Annotated in this window: 16 protein-coding genes; 11 read left to right on the forward strand and 5 right to left on the reverse strand. The window is 72.0% G+C overall.

Features of this window, described 5'->3' with window-relative positions:
- Positions 1 to 147 precede the first annotated feature (147 nt).
- A complete protein-coding gene (locus E0493_RS00500) occupies positions 148 to 1,851 on the forward strand; it encodes a methyl-accepting chemotaxis protein (protein ID WP_160934953.1) in 1,704 nt (567 codons plus the stop codon).
- Positions 1,852 to 1,869: 18 nt separating this feature from the next.
- On the opposite strand, the gene tpiA is transcribed toward E0493_RS00500, so the two are convergent.
- Positions 1,870 to 2,607 (reverse strand): triose-phosphate isomerase, encoded by a 738-nt coding sequence (gene tpiA / locus E0493_RS00505; protein ID WP_367614441.1) that lies wholly within the window; start codon positions 2,605 to 2,607, stop codon positions 1,870 to 1,872.
- Between the two features lie 136 nt (positions 2,608 to 2,743).
- On the opposite strand from tpiA, the gene E0493_RS00510 reads away from it, so the two are divergent.
- The 7 genes from E0493_RS00510 (at position 2,744) to lexA (ending at position 9,445) form a co-directional block, all read left to right on the forward strand.
- On the forward strand, positions 2,744 to 4,639 hold the full coding sequence (locus E0493_RS00510) for a peptidylprolyl isomerase (protein WP_160934955.1): 1,896 nt from the start codon (positions 2,744 to 2,746) through the stop codon (positions 4,637 to 4,639).
- A 159-nt stretch (positions 4,640 to 4,798) separates the two neighbouring features.
- Entirely contained in the window at positions 4,799 to 4,966 is a 168-nt protein-coding gene (locus E0493_RS00515) for a hypothetical protein (RefSeq protein WP_160934956.1), read from the forward strand.
- Positions 4,963 to 5,994, forward strand: a complete 1,032-nt coding sequence (gene trpD / locus E0493_RS00520) for an anthranilate phosphoribosyltransferase (RefSeq protein WP_202396825.1) — start codon at positions 4,963 to 4,965, stop codon at positions 5,992 to 5,994. The genes E0493_RS00515 and trpD overlap by 4 nt, the downstream gene beginning before the upstream one ends.
- 56 nt (positions 5,995 to 6,050) lie before the next feature.
- Positions 6,051 to 6,860 (forward strand): indole-3-glycerol phosphate synthase TrpC, encoded by an 810-nt coding sequence (trpC, locus tag E0493_RS00525; RefSeq protein WP_160934957.1) that lies wholly within the window; start codon positions 6,051 to 6,053, stop codon positions 6,858 to 6,860.
- On the forward strand, positions 6,857 to 7,387 hold the full coding sequence (gene moaC, locus E0493_RS00530) for a cyclic pyranopterin monophosphate synthase MoaC (protein ID WP_160934958.1): 531 nt from the start codon (positions 6,857 to 6,859) through the stop codon (positions 7,385 to 7,387). The genes trpC and moaC overlap by 4 nt, the downstream gene beginning before the upstream one ends.
- Positions 7,384 to 8,589 (forward strand): molybdopterin molybdotransferase MoeA, encoded by a 1,206-nt coding sequence (locus E0493_RS00535; protein ID WP_160934959.1) that lies wholly within the window; start codon positions 7,384 to 7,386, stop codon positions 8,587 to 8,589. Before moaC ends, E0493_RS00535 begins: the two co-directional genes overlap by 4 nt.
- 130 nt (positions 8,590 to 8,719) lie before the next feature.
- Positions 8,720 to 9,445 (forward strand): transcriptional repressor LexA, encoded by a 726-nt coding sequence (gene lexA, locus E0493_RS00540; RefSeq protein ID WP_160934960.1) that lies wholly within the window; start codon positions 8,720 to 8,722, stop codon positions 9,443 to 9,445.
- Here lexA and E0493_RS00545 read toward each other — a convergent pair.
- Positions 9,439 to 11,616 (reverse strand): ComEC/Rec2 family competence protein, encoded by a 2,178-nt coding sequence (locus tag E0493_RS00545; protein WP_235913511.1) that lies wholly within the window; start codon positions 11,614 to 11,616, stop codon positions 9,439 to 9,441. The two genes, lexA and E0493_RS00545, sit on opposite strands and share 7 nt — an antisense overlap.
- Positions 11,617 to 11,694: 78 nt before the next feature.
- Here E0493_RS00545 and gltX point away from each other — a divergent pair, with 78 nt between their 5' ends.
- Positions 11,695 to 13,095, forward strand: a complete 1,401-nt coding sequence (gltX, locus tag E0493_RS00550; RefSeq protein ID WP_160934961.1) for a glutamate--tRNA ligase — start codon at positions 11,695 to 11,697, stop codon at positions 13,093 to 13,095.
- Between the two features lie 36 nt (positions 13,096 to 13,131).
- Here gltX and E0493_RS00555 read toward each other — a convergent pair whose 3' ends face one another.
- Together E0493_RS00555 and E0493_RS00560 are read right to left on the reverse strand one after the other, a co-directional pair.
- Positions 13,132 to 13,446: a hypothetical protein gene (locus tag E0493_RS00555; RefSeq protein WP_160934962.1), complete on the reverse strand. Its 315-nt coding sequence runs from the start codon at positions 13,444 to 13,446 to the stop codon at positions 13,132 to 13,134.
- A gap of 34 nt (positions 13,447 to 13,480) precedes the next feature.
- Positions 13,481 to 14,335, reverse strand: a complete 855-nt coding sequence (locus tag E0493_RS00560) for a PhzF family phenazine biosynthesis protein (RefSeq protein WP_160934963.1) — start codon at positions 14,333 to 14,335, stop codon at positions 13,481 to 13,483.
- A 203-nt stretch (positions 14,336 to 14,538) separates the two neighbouring features.
- Here E0493_RS00560 and E0493_RS00565 point away from each other — a divergent pair, with 203 nt between their 5' ends.
- Positions 14,539 to 15,729, forward strand: coding sequence for a M20 aminoacylase family protein (locus tag E0493_RS00565; protein WP_160934964.1), 1,191 nt, complete (start codon positions 14,539 to 14,541; stop codon positions 15,727 to 15,729).
- A gap of 42 nt (positions 15,730 to 15,771) precedes the next feature.
- On the opposite strand, the gene E0493_RS00570 is transcribed toward E0493_RS00565, so the two are convergent.
- Positions 15,772 to 17,346: an ABC transporter substrate-binding protein gene (locus E0493_RS00570; RefSeq protein ID WP_160934965.1), complete on the reverse strand. Its 1,575-nt coding sequence runs from the start codon at positions 17,344 to 17,346 to the stop codon at positions 15,772 to 15,774.
- Positions 17,347 to 17,650: 304 nt separating this feature from the next.
- On the opposite strand from E0493_RS00570, the gene E0493_RS00575 reads away from it, so the two are divergent.
- Positions 17,651 to 18,847 carry an MFS transporter gene (locus E0493_RS00575; protein WP_235913512.1) on the forward strand — a complete coding sequence of 399 codons (1,197 nt, stop codon included), beginning with the start codon at positions 17,651 to 17,653 and terminating at the stop codon, positions 18,845 to 18,847.
- The last annotated feature ends 39 nt before the right edge of the window (positions 18,848 to 18,886 follow it).

The following is an 18,886-nucleotide window of genomic DNA, read 5'->3' on the forward strand; positions in this document are numbered from 1 at the left end:
GCCCCTGCACCATTTCGTGATCACGCCCCCCGGCCTGCCCGGGCGGCCGCCCGGAGGCAGCTTGTCACATCGGCAGAAAGCATCCGTTAGTCCCGCACGGTCACCATGGCGGGCGAGCGGCGCACCGCGCCGCGGGCAAAACTGGAGGTGACCCTCGTGCATCTGCTTCATCGCCTGCGAATCCGGGCGAAGTTCGGACTCCTGCTGGGCCTGGCGGCGATAACCGTCCTGCTGCTCTTTGGCGCCTCCGCCGAGGTGATCCGGAGCCGCATGCGTGAGGACCGGGTGGACAAGCTGCGCGCCGCCGTGGAGATCGTGCGCAGCGTCGCCGAGGCGCTGGAGAAGCAGGTGGCGGCGGGCAGCCTCACGCGGGAGCAGGCCGTCGCCCGGTTCCACGACGACGCCCGGACCTTCCGTTTCGACGGCGGCACCGGCTACGTCCTCGCCTATGGGATGGACGGGTTCACCTATCTCTCCCCCGCGACGCCGGCCGCGGAAGGCAAGGTGAGCACCACGCGGGACCACAACGGCAACCTGATCCCGGAAGTTCTGCGAAACGCCGCGCTGAGCAGCCCCGCCGGCGGCACGGGCTCCTACTGGTACCCGAAGCCCGGCCAGCAGGGGCCGCTGGAGAAGCTCGTCTTCGCCAGGGAGTTCAAGCCCTGGAACATGCTGTTCGCCTCCGGCGCCTATGTTGACGACCTGGATGCGGAGTTCGGCAGGCTCATCCTGCAGTTCGGCCTCGCCGCGGCCGGCCTTCTGGCCCTGATGGGCCTCGGCGCATGGCTGATCGCACGCGACATCGCCGGCGCGCTGCACCGGCTTGCCGGCGGCATGGCGCGCGTCTCCGGTGGCGAGCTGGAGGGGACGGTGCCGGAGACCGGCCGGGGCGACGAAATCGGCGAAATGGCCGCCGCGCTCGCCGTGCTGCGCGAGAACGCCCTCGCGAAGCGCCGGCTGGAGGAGGAGAGCGCCCTTCGCGAGCACCAGGCCGCTGCCGAGAAGCGCGCGGCGCTGGAGGCGCTGGCGACGCGTCTCGACAGTTCCGTGGGCCAGATCGTCGGCCGCCTCGGGGAAGCCGGCGAGGGCCTGCGCGGCGTGGCCAGCACCATGGTTCAGGCTGCCGAAAGCGCCCGCGCCGGCACCGAGGGCGCGCGGCGCAGCGCGGGCAGCGCCGCCACCAACGTCAATGGCGTGGCTGCCGCGGTGGAGGAGATGACCAGCACCAGCGCCGAGATCGGGCGCCAGGTCGGCGAGGCCTCGGGCGTGATCCGCGCGGCGGTGGAGGACGCCCAGCGCACCGACGCCTCCGTGCAGGGGCTCGCCGACGCCGCCCGCCAGGTGGGGGACGTGGTTCAGCTGATCGAGCAGATCGCCGGGCAGACCAACCTGCTGGCGCTGAACGCCACCATCGAGGCGGCGCGCGCCGGCGAATCCGGCAAGGGCTTCGCCGTGGTGGCCTCCGAGGTGAAGTCGCTCGCCGCGCAGACCGCCAAGGCGACCGAGGAGATCCGCAGCCAGATCGCCACCATCCAGGAAGAGACGGCGCTGGCGGTGGAGCGGGTGCGCGGCATCGCTGGCACCGTCTCCTCGGTGGACACCATCGCCAGCGCCATCGCCGCCGCGGTGGAGGAGCAGACGGCCGCCATGCGCGAGATCGCCCAGAACATCACCGAGGCGGCGGCCCGCACGGGCGAGGTCTCGCAGGAGCTGGAGCGGGTTTCCGGCGCCGCCGGCACCACCGGCAGCGCCGCTCAGCAGGTGCAGGAGGCGGCGGCCGGCGTCACCGGCCAGCTCGGCACCCTGCGCCAGGAGGTCAGCGGCTTCCTCGGCAGCCTGCGAGCCGCCTGAGCGGCCTCGCCGCCGCAGTCAGGCGACCGCGGCGGCGATCGCCAGGAAGTCGGCCGCCACCAGGCTGGCGCCGCCGACCAGCGCGCCGTCCACATGCGGCAGCGCCAGGATCGCCTTGGCGTTGCCCGGCTTCACCGAGCCGCCGTAGAGGATGCGCAGCCCCTCCCCCGCCGGGCCGAAGGCGCGCACCAGCTCGGCGCGGATGCGGGCATGCATCGCGGCGACATCCTCCTCCGTCGGCGTGCGGCCGGTGCCGATGGCCCAGACCGGCTCGTAGGCGACCACGCCGCCCGCCCTGGCGAAGCCCTCCGGCAGGCTGCCGCCGAGCTGTCCGGCCACCACCGCCTCGGCCTCGCCGGCCAGCCGCTGCGCCTCGCTCTCGCCGACGCAGACCACGGGCGTCAGGCCTTCGGCCAGGGCAGCCTCGGTCTTGGCCTTGACCTCGGCGTCGCTCTCCCCGTGGTCGGCGCGGCGTTCGGAATGGCCGAGGATGACGTGGCTCGCGCCCACATCCTTCAGCATGGCGGCGGAGACGTCGCCGGTATGGGCGCCCTTCGGCTTGGCGTGGCAGTCCTGCGCGCCGAGGCCGATCGCGCTGCCCGCCATCGCCATCTTCACCGCCGACAGGTGCGGAAAAGACGGGCAGACCAGCAGTTCCGCCGCACCCCCGGCCCCGGCAGCCACACCCTGCGCCAGGGCCGTCGCCTCCGCGAGGGTGCCGTGCATCTTCCAGTTCCCGGCGATCAGCGGGCGCACACCAGGGGTCATGCTCGGCTCCTTGCTTCCTGATTCGAACGAAAATCCTTCCCCGCCGCGCTACAGGGGGCGGCCATGTTTGGCAACCGGGCGCGTTTTCCCTATGGTCCGCCCGCCTCCATCCAGACGGATTACGATGCTCACTGCGCTGCGACGCCTTGCCGGCACCTGGTTTGCCAAGGCCCTGTTCCTTCTCCTGATCCTTTCCTTCGGCATCTGGGGGATCGAGGACGTTGTCCGCCGGATCGGCACCGACACCGCCGTCGCGCGGGTGGGCGGCGCGCCCATCGAGCTGACCGAGGCCCAGCAGGCGGCACGCCGGGACATGCTGCGGATGCAGCGCCAGCTGGGCGCCGGTTTCGAGATGAACCCGGCCATGGCGCAGGCGATCGGCCGCCAGGCGGTGGAGCAGCTCATCTTGGACCGGGTGCAGCGCAAGGAAGCGGCGCAGCTGCATATCGCCGTGCCGGAGATGGCGCTGCGCGACTACGTCTTCGGCATCCCCGCCTTCCGCGGCGCGGACGGCCGGTTCAGCCGCACCCTGTTCGACGGCTTCCTGCGCAACAACGGGCTGAGCGAGGGCGAGTTCCTCAACCTGCTGCGGGCCGACCTGCAGCGGCAGCAGCTTGTCGGTGCCGTGCGCGCCGGCGCCGCCGGGCCGGACGCGCTGACCAAGCCGCTGCTGGCCTGGGAGCGCGAGCAGCGCGTGGCCGACCTGGTCCGCCTGCCCTTCGCCGCCGCACCCGAGCCGGCGACACCCGCCGAGGAGCAGCTCCGCCGCTTCCACGAGAACAATCCGGACCGCTTCTCCTCACCGGAATACCGCCACTACGCCCTGGCGGTGCTTTCCCCGGAGACGGTCGCGGCCGAGATCAAGCCGTCCGACGAGGATCTGCACGCCGCCTACGAGGCCCATCGCGGCGAGTTCGAGACGCCGGAGCGCCGCAGCATCGAGCAGGCCCTGCTGCCCAGCCGCGAGCAGGCGGCGGCGATCGCCGAGCAGTGGCGCGGCGGGGCCGGCTTCGCGGCCATCGAGGCGGCGGCGCAGCAGGCCGGCGGCCAGGCCGTCTCGCTCGGCACCACCGATCGCAACGGGCTGCCGGTGCAGGAGCTTGCCCAGGCGGCCTTCGCCCTGCCGGAGAACGGCATCAGCGCGCCGGTGCAGACCAGCTTCGGCTGGCACGTGCTGAAGGTGACCGACATCCAGCCCGAGCAGGTGCGCGGCTTCGACGCGGTGCGCGACGAGCTGAGCGCCATGGTCCGCCGCGAGCGCGCGGCCGACCTCGCCTACGAGCGCGCCAACCAGGTGGAGGATGCCCTGGCGGGCGGCGCCACCCTCGCCGAGGCGGCCCAGCGCTTCGGCCTCGCCCTCGTGGACGTCACCACCGATGCCTCCGGCCGGACCCAGGCCGGCGCGCGCGCGGAGCTGCCGCTGAACGGGGCGGCTGAGGACATCGCGCTGCGCGCCGTCTTCGCCGCCCGCCAGGGCGACTCCCCGCGCCTCGCCGAGGCCGGGCAGACGGCTCTTTTCTCCTTTGACCTGAAGGAGGTCGTTCCGACCGCGCTGCGTCCCTTCGAGCAGGTCGAGGCGCAGGTGCGCGAGGCCTGGACGGCCGATGCCCGCCGCCGTGTCCAGGAGGAGCAGGCGGCGGCGCTGCTGACCGCGGTGAAGGGCGGCAAGCCGCTGGCCGAGGCGGCGCGCGAGGCTGGCTTCCCCGTGCAGCGCATCGGGCCCTTCGGACGCCAGCCGCAGCCCAGCACGCCCCTGCCCGCCGAGCTGCTGCGCCCGGTCTTCGACACGCCGCCGGACCAGGCCACCATGGCCGGGACGCCGGAAGGCTTCGCCGTGGCGCAGCCGGTGCAGGTGGTGCCCTTCAACCCGGACAGCGATCCGCTGGCCCTCGGCCGGGTGCGGGATGCCGTGGAGCAGGCGATGCTGAACGACCTGGAGGGGCAGTACCTCGATGCGCTGCGCGCGCAGGCGGAGATCAGCTACAATGAGGCCCTCCTGGGCCAGGTCACCCCGCGATGAAGGGCGCCTGCCGGCCCCGTCGGCATGCCTCCCGCAGGCACGGCGCTGACTGATCGGATCAGCGTCGTGCCTCAAAACACTGCTTCCAGAGCATTTTCTTCTAAAGGACGGACGGGGCGCCGGGCAGCAGAGGGGGTCCATTCCTGCCCTTGTTGTGCGATGAGCGGACAGGCTAGCCTCCCGCTACGGCCGGCCTCGCCGACGCTGGCGCATGGCGCCCCGAAGGAGGATCGCAGCATCATGTTCCGGCAGAGCGAGCCGACGCACCTGTTGTTCCGCATCGCCAGCCCCGGGGGAACGGCGTTCCGCGAGGTGGCCGCGGCATGATGACGCTGAAGCCCGTGCTGGCCCGCCTCGCGGCGGGCGAGACCCTCTCCGAGGCCGAGGCCGAGCACGCCTTCGGGCAGATCATGGAGGGCGAGGCCACGCCCGCGCAGATCGCCGGTATGCTGATGGCCATGCGGGTGCGGGGCGAGACGGTGGCGGAGATGACCGGCGCCGTGCGCGCCATGATCGCCCGCATGACGGCGGTCGAGGCGCCCCTGGGCACCATCGACATTGTCGGCACCGGCGGCGACGGGGTGGGCACGCTGAACATCTCCACCGCCGCCGCCATGGTGGTGGCCGGCGCCGGGGTGAAGGTGGCCAAGCACGGCAACCGTGCGCTTTCCTCGAAGTCCGGCGCCTCGGACGCGCTGGCGGCCCTCGGCATCAACCTCGACGTGCCGCTGCCCCAGTTGCCGGATGTGCTGCATCAGGCGGGCATGGTCTTTCTGGCGGCGCCGCGGCACCACGCCGCCCTGCGCCATGCCGCCGGGCCACGGGTGGAACTGGGCACCCGCACCATCTTCAACCTGCTGGGGCCGCTGACCAATCCGGCCCGCGTGAAGCGGCAGATGACCGGCGCCTTCGCACCGCAATGGTTGCGCCCCATGGCCGAGACGCTGGCGCGCATCGGCAGCGAGCGTGCCTGGCTGGTGCATGGCGACGGGCTGGACGAGCTGACCCTTTCAGGACCCAGCCAGGTGGTCGAGCTGCATCACGGCACCATCCGCGAATTCGCCGTCAGCCCCGCCGATGCCGGCCTTCCCGAGGCCCCCGTCGAGGCGCTGAAGGGCGGCGACCCGGCGGAGAATGCCGCCGCGCTGGAAGCCCTCCTGCGCGGCATGCATGGCCCCTATCGCGATTGCGTCGTGCTGAACGCGGCGGCCGCCCTTGTCGTCGCGGGCGAAACGACCGATCTCCGTGCCGCTGCCGCACGCGCCGCCCGCTCCATTGATGAGGGCGCGGCGCTTGCGGTGCTGGAACAGTTGCGCCGCGCCACGCGCCCGCCCGCCGAGATGGCGCCGGGCTGAAACCCGGCCCCCTCCCCCTCTTTGTTGCCCAGGCGCGCCTGCGCCGAGAGATGGTCATGAACGCCGATACCCTGCCCGACACCCTGCTGCGCATCCTGGCCGACAAGGAAGTGGAAGTGCGTGAGCGGGCCGCCGCCACCCCCCTCTCCGAGATGGAGCACCGCGCCCGTGACGAGGAGCCGCCGCGCGACTTCACCGGCGCGCTCTGCTCGGCCGTGGCGGAGGGGCGCATCGGGCTCATCGCCGAGATCAAGAAGGCCTCGCCCTCCGGCGGCCTGATCCGCGATCCCTTCGAGCCGGCGGCTCTGGCGCGCGCCTATGAGGAAGCGGGCGCGGCCTGTCTCTCCGTGCTGACCGACGGGCCGCACTTCCAGGGCAGCCCCGCCGACCTCGTGGTGGCCCGCGGCGCCTGCAAGCTGCCGGTCCTGCGCAAGGACTTCATGATCGATCCCTACCAGGTGTTCGAGGCCCGGGCGATGGGCGCGGACTGCATCCTGCTGATCATGGCCGCCCTTTCCGATGCGCAGGCCCGAGAGCTGGAGGAGGCTGCCCGCAGCCTCGACATGTCGGTGCTGGCGGAGGTGCACGACCAGCGCGAGCTGGACCGTGCGCTCGGCCTGAACACGCGCCTGATCGGCATCAACAACCGCAATCTCCGCACGCTGAAGACCGAGCTCACCACCGCCGAGGCGCTGGCCCCGCTGGTGCCTGCCGACCGCATCCCGGTGGCTGAGAGCGGGCTGCGCAACGCCGAGGACGTGCACCGCATGGCCGCCGCCGGCGCCCGCTGCATCCTGGTGGGCGAGCACCTGCTGCGCCAGGAGGACGTCACCGCTGCCGCCCGCGCCATGGTGGAGGCCGGATGAGCGAGGGCGGCGAAGGCTTCGACCCGCCGCGCGCGCCAGCCCCACGGCGCGAAGGCGGATTCACGCATTTCGATGCCGAGGGAAAGGCGGTCATGGTGGACGTTTCCGCCAAGCCCGCCACCGAGCGGCTCGCCATCGCGCGCGGTCGGGTGCGGATGGCGCCGGAGACGCTGGCCGCCATCCGGGCGGGCGGCCTGGGCAAGGGCGACGTGCTCGGCGTGGCGCGCATCGCCGGCATCATGGCGGCCAAGCGCACCGCCGACCTCATTCCCCTCTGCCACCCGCTGGCGCTCACCTCGGTGAAGCTGGAGCTGCTGCCCGAGGCGCCGGACGCCGTCGCCATCGAGGCGCGGGTGAAGACCACCGGCCCCACCGGGGTCGAGATGGAGGCGCTCACCGCCGTCACCGTCGCCGCGCTGACGGTCTATGACATGTGCAAGGCCATTGACCGCGGCATGCAGATCACCGAAGTGCATCTGGCGCGCAAGGAAGGTGGAAAATCAGGACTTTGGGAGGCGGCGCGATGATTTCGGTCGAGGAGGCCCGCGGTCGCATCCTGGCCGGCCTGCGCTCCTCCGGCACCGAGACCGTTGGCCTGTCCGATGCCTGGAACCGCGTGCTGGCCGCACCCGTCGCCGCCCGGCTGACGCAGCCGCCGGCCGACGTCTCGGCCATGGACGGCTATGCCGTGCGCGCCGCCGACGCGACGGAAGGCGCCTGGCTGCGGGTGACGGGCTCCGCTCCGGCCGGGCATCCCTTCGCCGGCGGCGTGGGCGCGGGCGAGGCGGTACGGATCTTCACCGGCGGGCTGGTTCCCGAAGGCGCCGACGGCATCCTGCTGCAGGAAGACGCCGAGGCCGCCGAGGGCCGCGTTCTGGTGCGGGAGACCGTGCAGCCCGGCCGCTGGATCCGCCGCGCCGGGCTCGACTTCAAGGCCGGCGAGACGCTGGTCGCCCCGGGCCGCCGGCTGACGGCGCGCGACATCGGCCTGGCCGCCGCCGGCAACCATCCCTGGCTCGCCGTGCATCGCCGCCCCCGCATCGGCATCCTGGCCACCGGCGACGAGATCGTGCTGCCCGGCGAGCCGCTGCCGCCGGGGGGCATCGTGTCCTCCAACGCGCATGCCCTGGCGGCGCTGGTGCGCGCGGCGGGCGCCGAGCCGCTGGTGCTGCCGATCGCCCGCGACGACCTCGCCGCCATCGGCGCCGCCGCCGAGGCGGCCCGCTTCTGCGACCTGCTGGTGACCACCGGAGGCGCCAGCGTCGGCGAACACGATCTGGTGCAGCAGGCTCTCGGCCCGCATGGTTTCACGCTGGACTTCTGGAAGATCGCCATGCGGCCGGGCAAGCCGCTGATCTGGGGCCGCCTGGGCGAGACGCCGCTGCTCGGCCTGCCCGGCAATCCCGTCTCGGCGCTGGTCTGCGGCGTCATTTTTCTGTGGCCGGCGCTGGCGGTGCTTTCCGGCCTGCCGCCCGCGCCACCGCCGTTGCGCCGCGCCGTGGCGGGGGCGAACCTGCCGGAGAACGACCGCCGCGAGGACTACCTGCGCGCCCGGCTGCGCCAGGAACCGGACGGCCAGTGGGTCGCCACCGCCGCCAACCGGCAGGACAGTTCCATGCTGCGCGTTCTCGCGGAGAACGGAGCGCTGCTGCGAAGGGCGCCCCATGCGCCGCCGCTCGCCGCCGGAGAGCCGGTCGAGGTGGTGGTTCTCGCCGATCTGGGGCTCTGACGCGTTTTCCACATCCCAAGTCGCGGAAATCAGGGCGATTGCCGGTTGACCGCCCTGCGGGAACTTTCGTAGAACACTGTGACGGTTGCCGCTTTGTTCGCGGTCATCCGCCGCAGGCAGGGAGCCCCGCATGCTCACGCGAAAGCAACACGAGTTGCTGATGTTCATCGACCGGCACCTGCGGGACACCGGCTTCTCCCCCTCCTTCGAGGAGATGAAGGAGGCGCTGAAGCTCCGCTCGAAGTCCGGCATCCACCGCCTGATCAGTGCCCTGGAGGAACGTGGCTTTCTCCGCCGCCGCGCCCATCGCGCGCGCGCGCTGGAGGTCATCCGACTGCCGGAGAGCACCGCGCCGGCGCCGCTGGCCCGCGCCGAGGCCACGCCGCCGCCGCGGGCCGCCTTCGCGCCCAACGTCATCCGCGGCACCTTCGCTTCCAACCTTCCCGGCGTGACGCGCGGCGCCAATGACGCGGCGGCGGTGCACCTGCCGCTTTATGGCCGCATCGCCGCCGGTCAGCCGATCGAGGCGCTGCGCGACCAGGGCACCAGCGTCGAGGTGCCGGCTGCCCTGCTTGGCGGCGGCGAACACTATGCGCTGGAGGTCTCGGGGGACTCGATGGAAGGCGCCGGCATCCTCGACGGCGACACCGTCATCATCCGCCGCGACGACATGGCGGACAACGGCGCCATCGTGGTCGCCCTGGTGGACGAGGCCGAGGTGACGCTGAAGCGGCTGCGCCGCAAGGGCAACTCCGTCGCGCTGGAGGCCGCCAACCCGCGCTACGAGACGCGCATCTTCGGCCCGGACAGGGTGAAGGTGCAGGGCCGCCTCGTCGGGTTGCTGCGGCGCTACTGATCCTTCTCCCAGGCGGGCCGGGGCGGCGGCGGCACCCAGGGCCGCGCGCCGCGCCAGTCCCGGTCGGAGACCACCCGCACCCCGTCATGGCCGAGCCAGACCGCGTGCGGGCCGTTCCGCCAGACGCTGAAGCGGTCCACCACCGCCGTCCCCGGGCAGCGGCCGCGGACCGGCTCGGCGGAAACCAGCACCGCCGCCTGCCCGCAGGCCCGCGCCGCCTGCACGGGTGCCGCCTTCTCTCCCCGGCGCGGCTTGGGCGTCCGCATCAGCATCGCCGCCGGGCCGTCCGGGCGCGGCTGAAAGCGGCAGTCGAGGCCGGGGCAGTCCAGCCCGGCCTCCTCGTGCTCGCCTGAGGCAGGCAGCAGGTCGGCCTCCTCCTCGCCCCAGCCGCGCAGCCAGTTGTCGCGCAGGAAGTTCGAGGCGCCGCTGGCGCGCTGCAGCACCACCCCCTGCGGTGTGCGGAGCGCGATCAGCCGCGCGTCCGCCGAGACGAGGATATCGGGCGGCGTCACGGTCAGGGCGCTGAACACTCCGGCGGCCGCCAGCGGCAGGCCGAGCAGCCGCCAGCGCGCCTGCCACAGGCAGAGCCAGAGCAAGCCGAAGCTGGTCAGCAGCAGCCCCCAGGCCGGGATCGGCATGGCGGTCAGCGCGGCACCGGGCCAGGACGCCACCGTGTGCGCCACCCGCAGAACACCCTCGACCCCCCAGCCCATGACGGTGAGTGGCCAGGCCTCCAGTCCGAACGGCATCAGCGCCACGGCAAGCATCCCCGCCGGCATCACCAGCATGGAGGTCAGCGGCACCGCCACCATGTTGGCTGCCAGGCCGTAGAGCTGCAGCCGGCCGAAATGGTGCAGGCCATAGGGCAGCGTCGCCAGACCGGCGAGCAGCGAGGTCAGCACCATGCCCAGCAGCACCAGGGCGGGCCGTCGCCACCACTCCGTGCCCTGCCGCCAGCGCGCCAGCAAGGGGCCGGTCGCCTCCGCCCCGGCGATCAGCACCAGCACGGCGGCGAAGCTCATCTGGAAGGAGGGACCGAGCAGCGCGGCCGGCTGCGCCAGCATCACCGCCGCCGCCGCCAGCGCCAGGGCGCGCAGCGAGAGCGCCCGGCGGCCGATCAGGATGCCGAAGGTGACCAGCGCCGCCATCGCGAAGGAGCGCTGCATCGGCACCTGCGCACCCGTCAGCAGCATGTAGGCGCCCCCCAGCAGCAGGGCGCCGGGCGCGGCGATGCGCTTGCTGTCCCAGCGCAGGGCGAGCGCCGGCACCAGCGCCACGCCGAAGCGGAGGATGCCGAAGCCGAGCCCCATGACGATGGCGATATGCAACCCGGAGACGGAAAGCAGGTGCGCCAGGCCGGAGTCGCGCATGGCCTGGATGTCGGGGGCGGGAATGGCGCTCTGGCCGCCCGTCAGCAGCGCCGCCGCCACCGCACCGGGGCCGCCCGGCAAGGCCGCGAGCACGCGCCGCTGCAGCCACGCTCGCGCGGCGGCGAAGACCGGCGGCCGGGCCGCCTCGCCGAGCCGTTCGGAAGGGCCAAGGGCGAAGCCGGAACCGCCGAGGCCGCTGAAGAAGGCGTCCCGCTGGAAGTCCCATCCGCCTGGCGCGGGCGGGGCGGAGGGTTCGCGTACCAGCGCCCGCATGCGGAGGCTCTCGCCGGGTGCCGGGTGCAGCGGATCGTTCGGCCGCAGGCGAATGCGGATCCGCCGCGCCAGGGGTGGCTCGCCGGGGCCGAGGCGCACCTCGCCCAGGGTGACGCGCAGGCCTTTGGGGAGCGTGTCCACCGCTTCCACCCGCCCTTCAAGCACAACGGCGCGCCGGGGCAGGTCCAGCGGGGCCGGCATGCGCGACGCCTGCCACCCCGCCACGCCGAAGCCCAGGAAGCCCATGCCCGCCAGGGCCAGCAGCCAGGCAGGCAGCGGCCGTCCCCGCAGCCCGAGGCTGCCCAGCAGCAACGGTACGGAAACCATCCCCCAGAGCGCGCCAGGCTCCTGCCGCTGGGCGAAGTAGGCGATGATGCCCGCGCCCAGCGCGACGGGCAGCCAAAGCGGCAGCCGGCTCCACTCCCCTTCCAGCAGGCCTTGCAGGCGCTGCATGAAGGCGGCGGGCTGCCAGAAGGCCCGGGAGGCATCCAGCACCAGGGGGGCAGAGTCGATGTCTGTGTCGCTCATGGTTTCTCAACCTACGCGCGCACTCTACAGGCGAGGCGGGGAGTGTTAAAAGCGTCTGCTCGAAGGAACTGCCGAGCAATGACCGTACGCACCCGCTTCGCCCCATCCCCGACCGGGTATCTGCACATCGGGGGCGCGCGCACCGCGCTCTTCAACTTCCTCTTCGCGCGCCATCATGGCGGGCAGTACCTGCTGCGCATCGAGGATACCGACCGCCAGCGCTCGACCCCCGAGGCGGTGCGGCAGATCATCGACAGCCTGGAATGGCTGGGCCTCTCGCCGGACGAGCCGCCGGTCATGCAGACCGCGCAGGAGGCCCGGCATGCCGAGGTGGCGCGGGAGCTGCTGGCGCAGGGGAAGGCCTATCAATGCTACGCCACGCCGGAAGAGCTGGCGGAGATGCGCGAGACGGCCATGAAGGAAGGCCGCCCGCCGCGCTACGACGGCCGCTGGCGCGACCGCGACCCCGCCGAGGCGCCGGCGGGGGCGAAGCCGGTCATCCGCATCAAGGCCCCGCGCGAGGGCGAGACGGTGATCCACGACCTCGTGCAGGGCGAGGTGCGCGTGCGCAACAGCGAGCTGGACGACATGGTCATCCTGCGCTCCGACGGCACGCCGACCTACCTGCACGCCGTCGTGGTGGACGACCACGACATGGCGATCACCCATGTCATCCGCGGCGACGACCACCTGACCAACACCTTCCGCCAGGTCATGGTCTATGACGCCATGGGCTGGGCGCGGCCGCACTTCGCGCATATCCCGCTGATCCACGGCGCGGATGGCGCCAAGCTCTCCAAGCGGCACGGCGCGGTGGGCGCGCTGGAGTTCCGCGACCAGGGCTTCCTTCCCGAAGCTGTCTGCAACTACCTCCTGCGCCTCGGCTGGGGCCATGGCGACGAGGAGTTCGTCCCGCGCGAGCGCGCCATCGAGCTTTTCGAGCTGAAGGATGTCGGCCGCGCCGCCAGCCGGATGGACTATGCCAAGCTCACCCACCTGAACGCGCAGTACATGCGCCAGATGGACCCGGACGCGCTGGCGCACCGCGTGCTGGAGATCCTGGCCAGGCGCCCCTCGATCGGCTTCGGCAGCGAGGGCGCGGAGCGCGTGCGGCTGCTGATGCCCGACATCATGCCCCGCGCCCGCACGCTGAACGAGGCCGCCGACATGGCCGCCTTCGCCCTGGCCAGCACGCCCCTGCCCATGGAGCCGAAGGCCGAGGCGCTGCTGACGCCGGAAGCCCGCGAGCGGCTGAAGGACCTCGCCATCTTCCTGACCGACGCGCCCTGGGAGCGCGCCGACCTCGACAAGTGGCTGCGCGACTACGCCGACGTGAAGGGGCTGAAGCTCGGCGCCATCGCCCAGCCGCTGCGCGCGGCGCTGACCGGCAGCACCCAGTCGCCGCCGATCGATGCCGTGCTGGTCGCGCTCGGGCGGCGCGAGGCCGTTTCGCGGATGCTGGCGGCCGCCGGCGAGTGAGCGGAAGGCGGCGGCGGGCCTCCGCCCGCCGCCGCCTCAGCCGCCGAACCTGGCGAAGACCATCCGGTCGCGATTGTCCTGCATCAGCTTGGTGATGCTGGGCACCTTCTCGAAGCCGAGGCCGCGCGGCAGGCCGTCCTCCTCGTCCGGCACGATGCCGGCATAGCTCTCGCCGCCGACCTTCTCCCACTTCCCGGCCGGCTTCTTGACCTCCAGGTTGGCCACCGTGGCCTTCAGCACCAGCCGCACGATCGCCTCCTTCGGCGCCGTGGGCTTGGTCAGGCTGGGATGCCCGCCGAGCATCTGCCAGCCATTCGCCAGCGCCCAGGCGGTCAGTTCGTCCTTGGTCATCGTTCCGCTCCCTTGCCGGTTGCCGCACGCGGCGTCACAGCCGCACCGTCCCCTCGATGCAGGTGGCCACCGCGCCACCCACCCAGATCCCGGTGCCGTCCCGCTCCACCCGCACCCGCCCGGCGCGGCCGAGCACCGTTCCCTGGCTGGCGACATACTGCGCCGGAGCGATTCCACTGCCGATCAGCCATTGCCCGAGGCTGGCGTTCAGGCTGCCGGTCACCGGGTCCTCGAAGCCGCCCGCCGTGAAGGCCCGCACCTCGAACTGCGCCTCGGTGCCGTCGGCCGCGCGGTCCCACGGACCAACCACGCCGACCCGGAGCCCGGCCAGCGCCACGTAGTCCGGCCGCAGCGCCAGCACCTCGGCCCGCGAGCGCAGCAGCACCGCCAGCCAGCCCGGCCCGTTGTCCACCCAGTTCGACGCCTGAATGGCATCGGGGGCCAGGCCGAGGCCGCTGGTGACCTGCTCCAGGATTTCGGGCTCCACCGCTCCGCTGCGGCGAAGCGGTGGCGCGGCGAAGGAAAGCCGGCCGCCCTCACCCCGCCGGATATGGATCAACCCGGCTTCGCACTCCTGCACGATGTCGGCGCCCTGCGGCTGCCCGCCGGAGGCGAGCCAGACATGACAGGTGCCGAGCGTCGGGTGCCCGGCGAAGGGCAGTTCGCCGGAGGGCGTGAAGATGCGCACGCGGTAGTCAGCTCCAGCGTGGCGGGGCTGGAGCAGGAAGGTCGTCTCGCTCAGGTTGGTCCAGTTGGCGAAGGCGGCCATCCGTGCCTCGTCCAGCCGGTCCGCGCCGATCACCACCGCCAGCGGATTGCCGCGCAGGGGCTGCGACGCGAAGACGTCCACCTGCTGAAAGGAAAAAGGGGTTCCGGTTGGGTCGGCCACGGTTGTCCTCGGCGTGATGCGCGGCGCCCGGGCCGCCGGCGGAAGGCTAAGCGCTGCCTCCGGCCGCGGTCAACGCAGGGGGAGCGCCGGGTTTTCGCCCCATGCCCCCTTTCCAACCAGAGGTTCGGGCGGCATGTAAACTTCCCTGCGCAGGCGCGGACGGGCCAAGCCCGCCGCGCGCCGGGCAACCGGGAGATCATCACGTGAACCATACGCTTCTCGCCGCGCTGCGTGCCATGCAGCCGGAACTGGCCGCCATTCGCCAGGACATCCACGCCCATCCCGAGATCGGCATGGAGGAGGCGCGCACCTCCGCGTTGGTGGCGGCCAGGCTGAAGGAATGGGGGCTGGAGGTCACCGAGGGTGTTGGCCGCTACGGCGTGGTCGGCACGCTGAAGGGGAGGCAGCCTGGGCAGCGCGCCATCGGCCTGCGCGCCGACATGGACGCGCTGCTGATCAACGAGGCCACCGGCCTGCCCTACGCCTCCACCAACCCCGGCACCATGCATGCCTGCGGCCATGATGGCCACACCACCATGCTGCTCGGCGCCGCGAAGTATCTCTCGCAGCACCGGGACTTCGGCGGCACCGTGCAGTTCATCTTCCAGCCCGCCGAGGAAGGCCGCGGCGGCGCCCTCGCGATGCTGGCGGACGGCCTGTTCGAGCGCTTCCCGGTGGATGCCGTCTATGGCCTGCACAACGAGCCGGGCATTCCGCTCGGCCAGTTCGCCATCCGCCCCGGCCCCTTCATGGCGGCGCCGGACCGCTGGCTGGTCACCTTCAAGGGCACCGGCGGCCACGGCGGCGCCACGCCGCACCTTTCCACCGACGTGACCGTGCTTCAGGCGCAGTTCATCCTGGCGCTGCAGACAATCGTCAGCCGCAACATCGCGGCGGTGGATTCCGCGGTGATCAGCGTCGGCGCCATTGCCGGCGGCGCCTTCGGCTCGACCAATGTCATGCCGGCCGAGATCCGCGTCGGCGGCACGGCGCGCTCCTACCTGCCCGCGGTGCGGGACACCATGGAGCGGCGGATGCGCGAGCTTGCCCAAGGCCTGGCCGCGACCTTCGGCTGCAGGGCGGAGGTGGAATACAGCCGCAAGGGCACGCCGCTGGTGAATCATGCCGAGCAGACCGCCATCGCCGCGAGGGCGGCCGAGGCGCTGGCCGGCGCCGGCAAGCTGGACGACAACGCCCAGCCCGTGACCGGCGGCGAGGACTTCGCCTTCATGCTGGAGAAGAAGGCCGGCGCCTTCATGTTCCTCGGCCAGGGCGCCGGTGGCGCGACCTCCGAGGGCCTGCACACGCCGACCTACAACTTCAACGACGATGCCATTCCCTACGGCGTCGGCTACTGGGTCAGCCTGGTGCAGGAAGAGCTGAAGCTCGCCTGAGGAAGCAGGCCGGGCGGATCGCGCCGCCCGGCCCCTGTCGCGTCACTTCGCGGGCTTGATGTCCAGCGCGCGGGTCTGCTCGTCGGCACGCGCCTCGTGCCGCAGCGTGTCGCGCATCGCCCACAGGTTCACCTGGTGGTGCAGCGGGATATAGGCGAAGTCCTTCGCGAGGATCGCCGCGAGGTCCTGGAACATCGCGTCGCGCTTCTCGTCGTCCACGGTCTGCAGGGCTTCGGTCAGCAACGCGTCATACTCCTTGTTGGAGTAGAGCGTGTGGTTCACCGCGCCCCAGCCCTTGGTGCGGTCGCGCGTGCCGAACTGGCTCTTCAGGCCCGGCGAGGGTTCGCCCACCGAGTTCGCCCAGCCGCTCAGCGAGACCGAGTTGTCCTGCTGCGCGGTGCGCTGGAAGAAGACGGAGGAAGGCATCGCGTCCACGGTCGCCCTGACGCCGATGCGCGCCCACATCTGGCCGACCGCCTGCGCGATCAGGGAGTCGTTGACGTAGCGGTTGTTCGGCGCCAGCAGCGTGAGGGTCAGCCCGTCCGGGAAGCCCGCCTCGGCCAGCAGCTTCTTGGCGCGCGCCGGATCGTAGGGCGGCGGCTCGACCTTCGGATTGTAGCCGAACGTGCCCTCCGGCATCATCTGCCCGGCCGGGCTGGCGGCGCCCGACATGATGCGGTCCACGATGGCCTTGCGGTTGATGGCGACGGAAAGCGCCTCGCGCACGCGCCGGTCGAGCAGCGGGTTCTTGTCCAGCTTCTCGCCGTTGGGACCGGAGACGTAGGGCGTCTGCTCGCGGAAGTCGACGCGCATCAGGATGCTGCGCAGGCTGTCGGCGCGGGAGATGTGGATCCCCTTCTCCTTCGACAGCTTGCCGACATCCTGCGTCGGCACGCTGTCGATGAACGCGACATCGCCGGCCTGCAGCGCCGCGACGCGCGCGCCGTCGTTGGCGATCATGCGGTAGTCCACGCGCCCCCAGGTCGGCTTTTCGCCCCAGTAGGCGTCGTTGCGGACAAAGATGGCGCGGGTGCCGTGCTCGTAGCTCTCCAGCTTGTAGCGGCCGGTGCCGATCGCCGCCTTGCCGCTGTTGAAGTCGGCTGTCGGCACCTCGTCGCCCAGGCCGCGCCAGATGATCGCGACCTGCGTGAGGTCGGTCGGCAGCAGCGGGTAGACCGTCTTGGTGTGGAAGCGGATGGTGTGCGGGTCCACCACCTCCATGCGGTCGATCGAGCGGGTGTAGACCGCGTAGGAGCCTGGGCTGTTCAGCACCTTGGGCACGCGGTTGATGGTGTTGACCACGTCCTCCGCGGTGAAGTCCTGGCCGTTCTGCCACTTCACGCCTTCACGCAGCTTGAATTCCCAGGTCTGGTCGTCGATCGTTTTCCAGCTCACCGCCAGGCCGGGGATCGGGCGCCCCTCGGCCGTGCGCTCCACCAGCGCCTCGAAAACATGGTCGGTGAGCGACGCGTTCGGCGTCAGCGTGTGGTAGTGCGGGTCGAAGGACGTGGCAGGCGCGGCGACCGCGAGCGTCAGATCCTGCGCCTTCGCCGGCGCGACCGCCCCGAGGCAAAGCGTGGCAAGGAGGGCGGCAGCCGCCCGTTCGGTTCGTCGCATCCCTAAAACTCCTCCACCGGCGCAGGAAGGCGGCGCCGGCCCTTTATCGGCCCCGTGAGCCGTTCTCGTTGCAGGCCTTCCACCAGAACAGCCCCAGGCGCAGCGTGTCAACGCCATCCGGGATATCCCCTATCGCCCGCATGCGGCGAAGCGCCCCGGCCACGGCGCTACCTGAGGTGGAGACGCATGGCGATGCCGGATCTTCCCTGTTGAAAGCCGTGCAGCACGGCCAAGGCATGGAACCCGGAGCGCCAAAGCCCGTTGCGACCCCATGCTGAACGCGATCCGGCCCGTGCGGAGCCTGTTGATCTCCATTTTCATCCTGATGGCCGGCGGCGGCTTCATGCCGACGCTGGTGAGCGTGCGGCTGGAGGCTGCCGGCACCGGCGCCGCCGTGATAGGGCTCGTCGCCTCGGCCTATTTCGCCGGGCTGACGCTCGGTTCGCTGCGCGCCGCCACGGTGATCCGCCGCGTCGGGCATATCCGTGCCTTCGCCTTTTTCGTGTCGCTGCTTTCCGCCAGCACCCTCGCCTATGCCCTCTATCAGTCGGCGGGGCTGTGGGGCGCGCTGCGTCTCGTGGACGGCTTCTGCATCGCAGGGGTCTATATCTGCCTGGAAAGCTGGCTGAACGACCGCGCCACGCCCGAGCAGCGTGGCTCGGTCCTCGCCGCCTACATGGTCGCGCTCTATGCCGGCCAGGGCATCGGCCAGTTCCTGCTGAACCTCAGCGGAGACAGCCCCGGCCGTCCCTTCCTGCTGGCCTCCATTCTGCTTTCCCTGGCCGTGTTGCCGGTGACGATGACCCGCGCCAGCAGCCCGGTGCTCGGCGACTACCAGGCGCTCTCCATCCGCAGCCTCTACGTCGCCTCGCCGCTCGGCATGGTCGGGGCGGCGCTTGCCGGCGTGGTGCTCGGCGCCTTCTACGGCCTCGGCGCGGTGCTCGCGCAGCGCATCGGGCTTGACCTCGCCGCCACCGCGGCGTTTATGAGCGCCGTGATCCTGGGCGGCGTGACGCTGCAATGGCCCCTCGGCTGGCTCTCCGATCACTTCGACCGTCGCGCGGTGATCCTTGGCGTCTTCGCCGGGACAGCGGGTGTCGCCCTCGGCATCGTGCTGATGGGCGCGCCCGGGGCGCCCCTGCTGCTTCTGGGCGGCGCCTTCGGCGGGTTGAGCTTCGCGCTCTATCCGCTCTGCGTGGCACACACCAACGACCGCCTCACGGCACAGGAGCGGGTCGGCGCCAGCGCCGGCCTGGTGCTGGTCTATTCGGCGGGTGCCGCGGCAGGGCCGCTGCTCGGCGCGGCAAGCATGTCGGCGCTGGGCTCCGCCGGGCTCTTCCTTTTCATCGCCGTCTGCGCCGCGCTGGCCGTCGCTTTTGGCCTCTGGCGCCTGACGGCGCGCCCATCCCCGCCCGGCGAACTGCAGCAGGCCTACCAGCCGCTGCCGCATACCACCCCAATGTCGGCCGGACTCGACCCGCTGTCATCGGACAACCCTTGAAGCCGCGAGCCGCGCCCCGGCTGGCGGCAGGCACTGTCA

It is taken from the genome of Teichococcus coralli (assembly GCF_009829925.1).
GTDB lineage: Bacteria > Pseudomonadota > Alphaproteobacteria > Acetobacterales > Acetobacteraceae > Pseudoroseomonas > Pseudoroseomonas coralli.

Coding starts and splice junctions, on each gene's coding strand:
- moaC (WP_160934958.1), top strand. CDS start 6,857: ATGAGCGAGGGCGGCGAAGGCTTCGACCCGCCGCGCGCGCCAGCCCCA.
- trpD (WP_202396825.1), top strand. CDS start 4,963: ATGATGACGCTGAAGCCCGTGCTGGCCCGCCTCGCGGCGGGCGAGACC.
- E0493_RS00570 (WP_160934965.1), bottom strand. CDS start 17,346: ATGCGACGAACCGAACGGGCGGCTGCCGCCCTCCTTGCCACGCTTTGC.
- trpC (WP_160934957.1), top strand. CDS start 6,051: ATGAACGCCGATACCCTGCCCGACACCCTGCTGCGCATCCTGGCCGAC.
- E0493_RS00510 (WP_160934955.1), top strand. CDS start 2,744: ATGCTCACTGCGCTGCGACGCCTTGCCGGCACCTGGTTTGCCAAGGCC.
- E0493_RS00555 (WP_160934962.1), bottom strand. CDS start 13,446: ATGACCAAGGACGAACTGACCGCCTGGGCGCTGGCGAATGGCTGGCAG.
- E0493_RS00545 (WP_235913511.1), bottom strand. CDS start 11,616: ATGAGCGACACAGACATCGACTCTGCCCCCCTGGTGCTGGATGCCTCC.
- gltX (WP_160934961.1), top strand. CDS start 11,695: ATGACCGTACGCACCCGCTTCGCCCCATCCCCGACCGGGTATCTGCAC.
- lexA (WP_160934960.1), top strand. CDS start 8,720: ATGCTCACGCGAAAGCAACACGAGTTGCTGATGTTCATCGACCGGCAC.
- E0493_RS00515 (WP_160934956.1), top strand. CDS start 4,799: ATGAGCGGACAGGCTAGCCTCCCGCTACGGCCGGCCTCGCCGACGCTG.
- E0493_RS00535 (WP_160934959.1), top strand. CDS start 7,384: ATGATTTCGGTCGAGGAGGCCCGCGGTCGCATCCTGGCCGGCCTGCGC.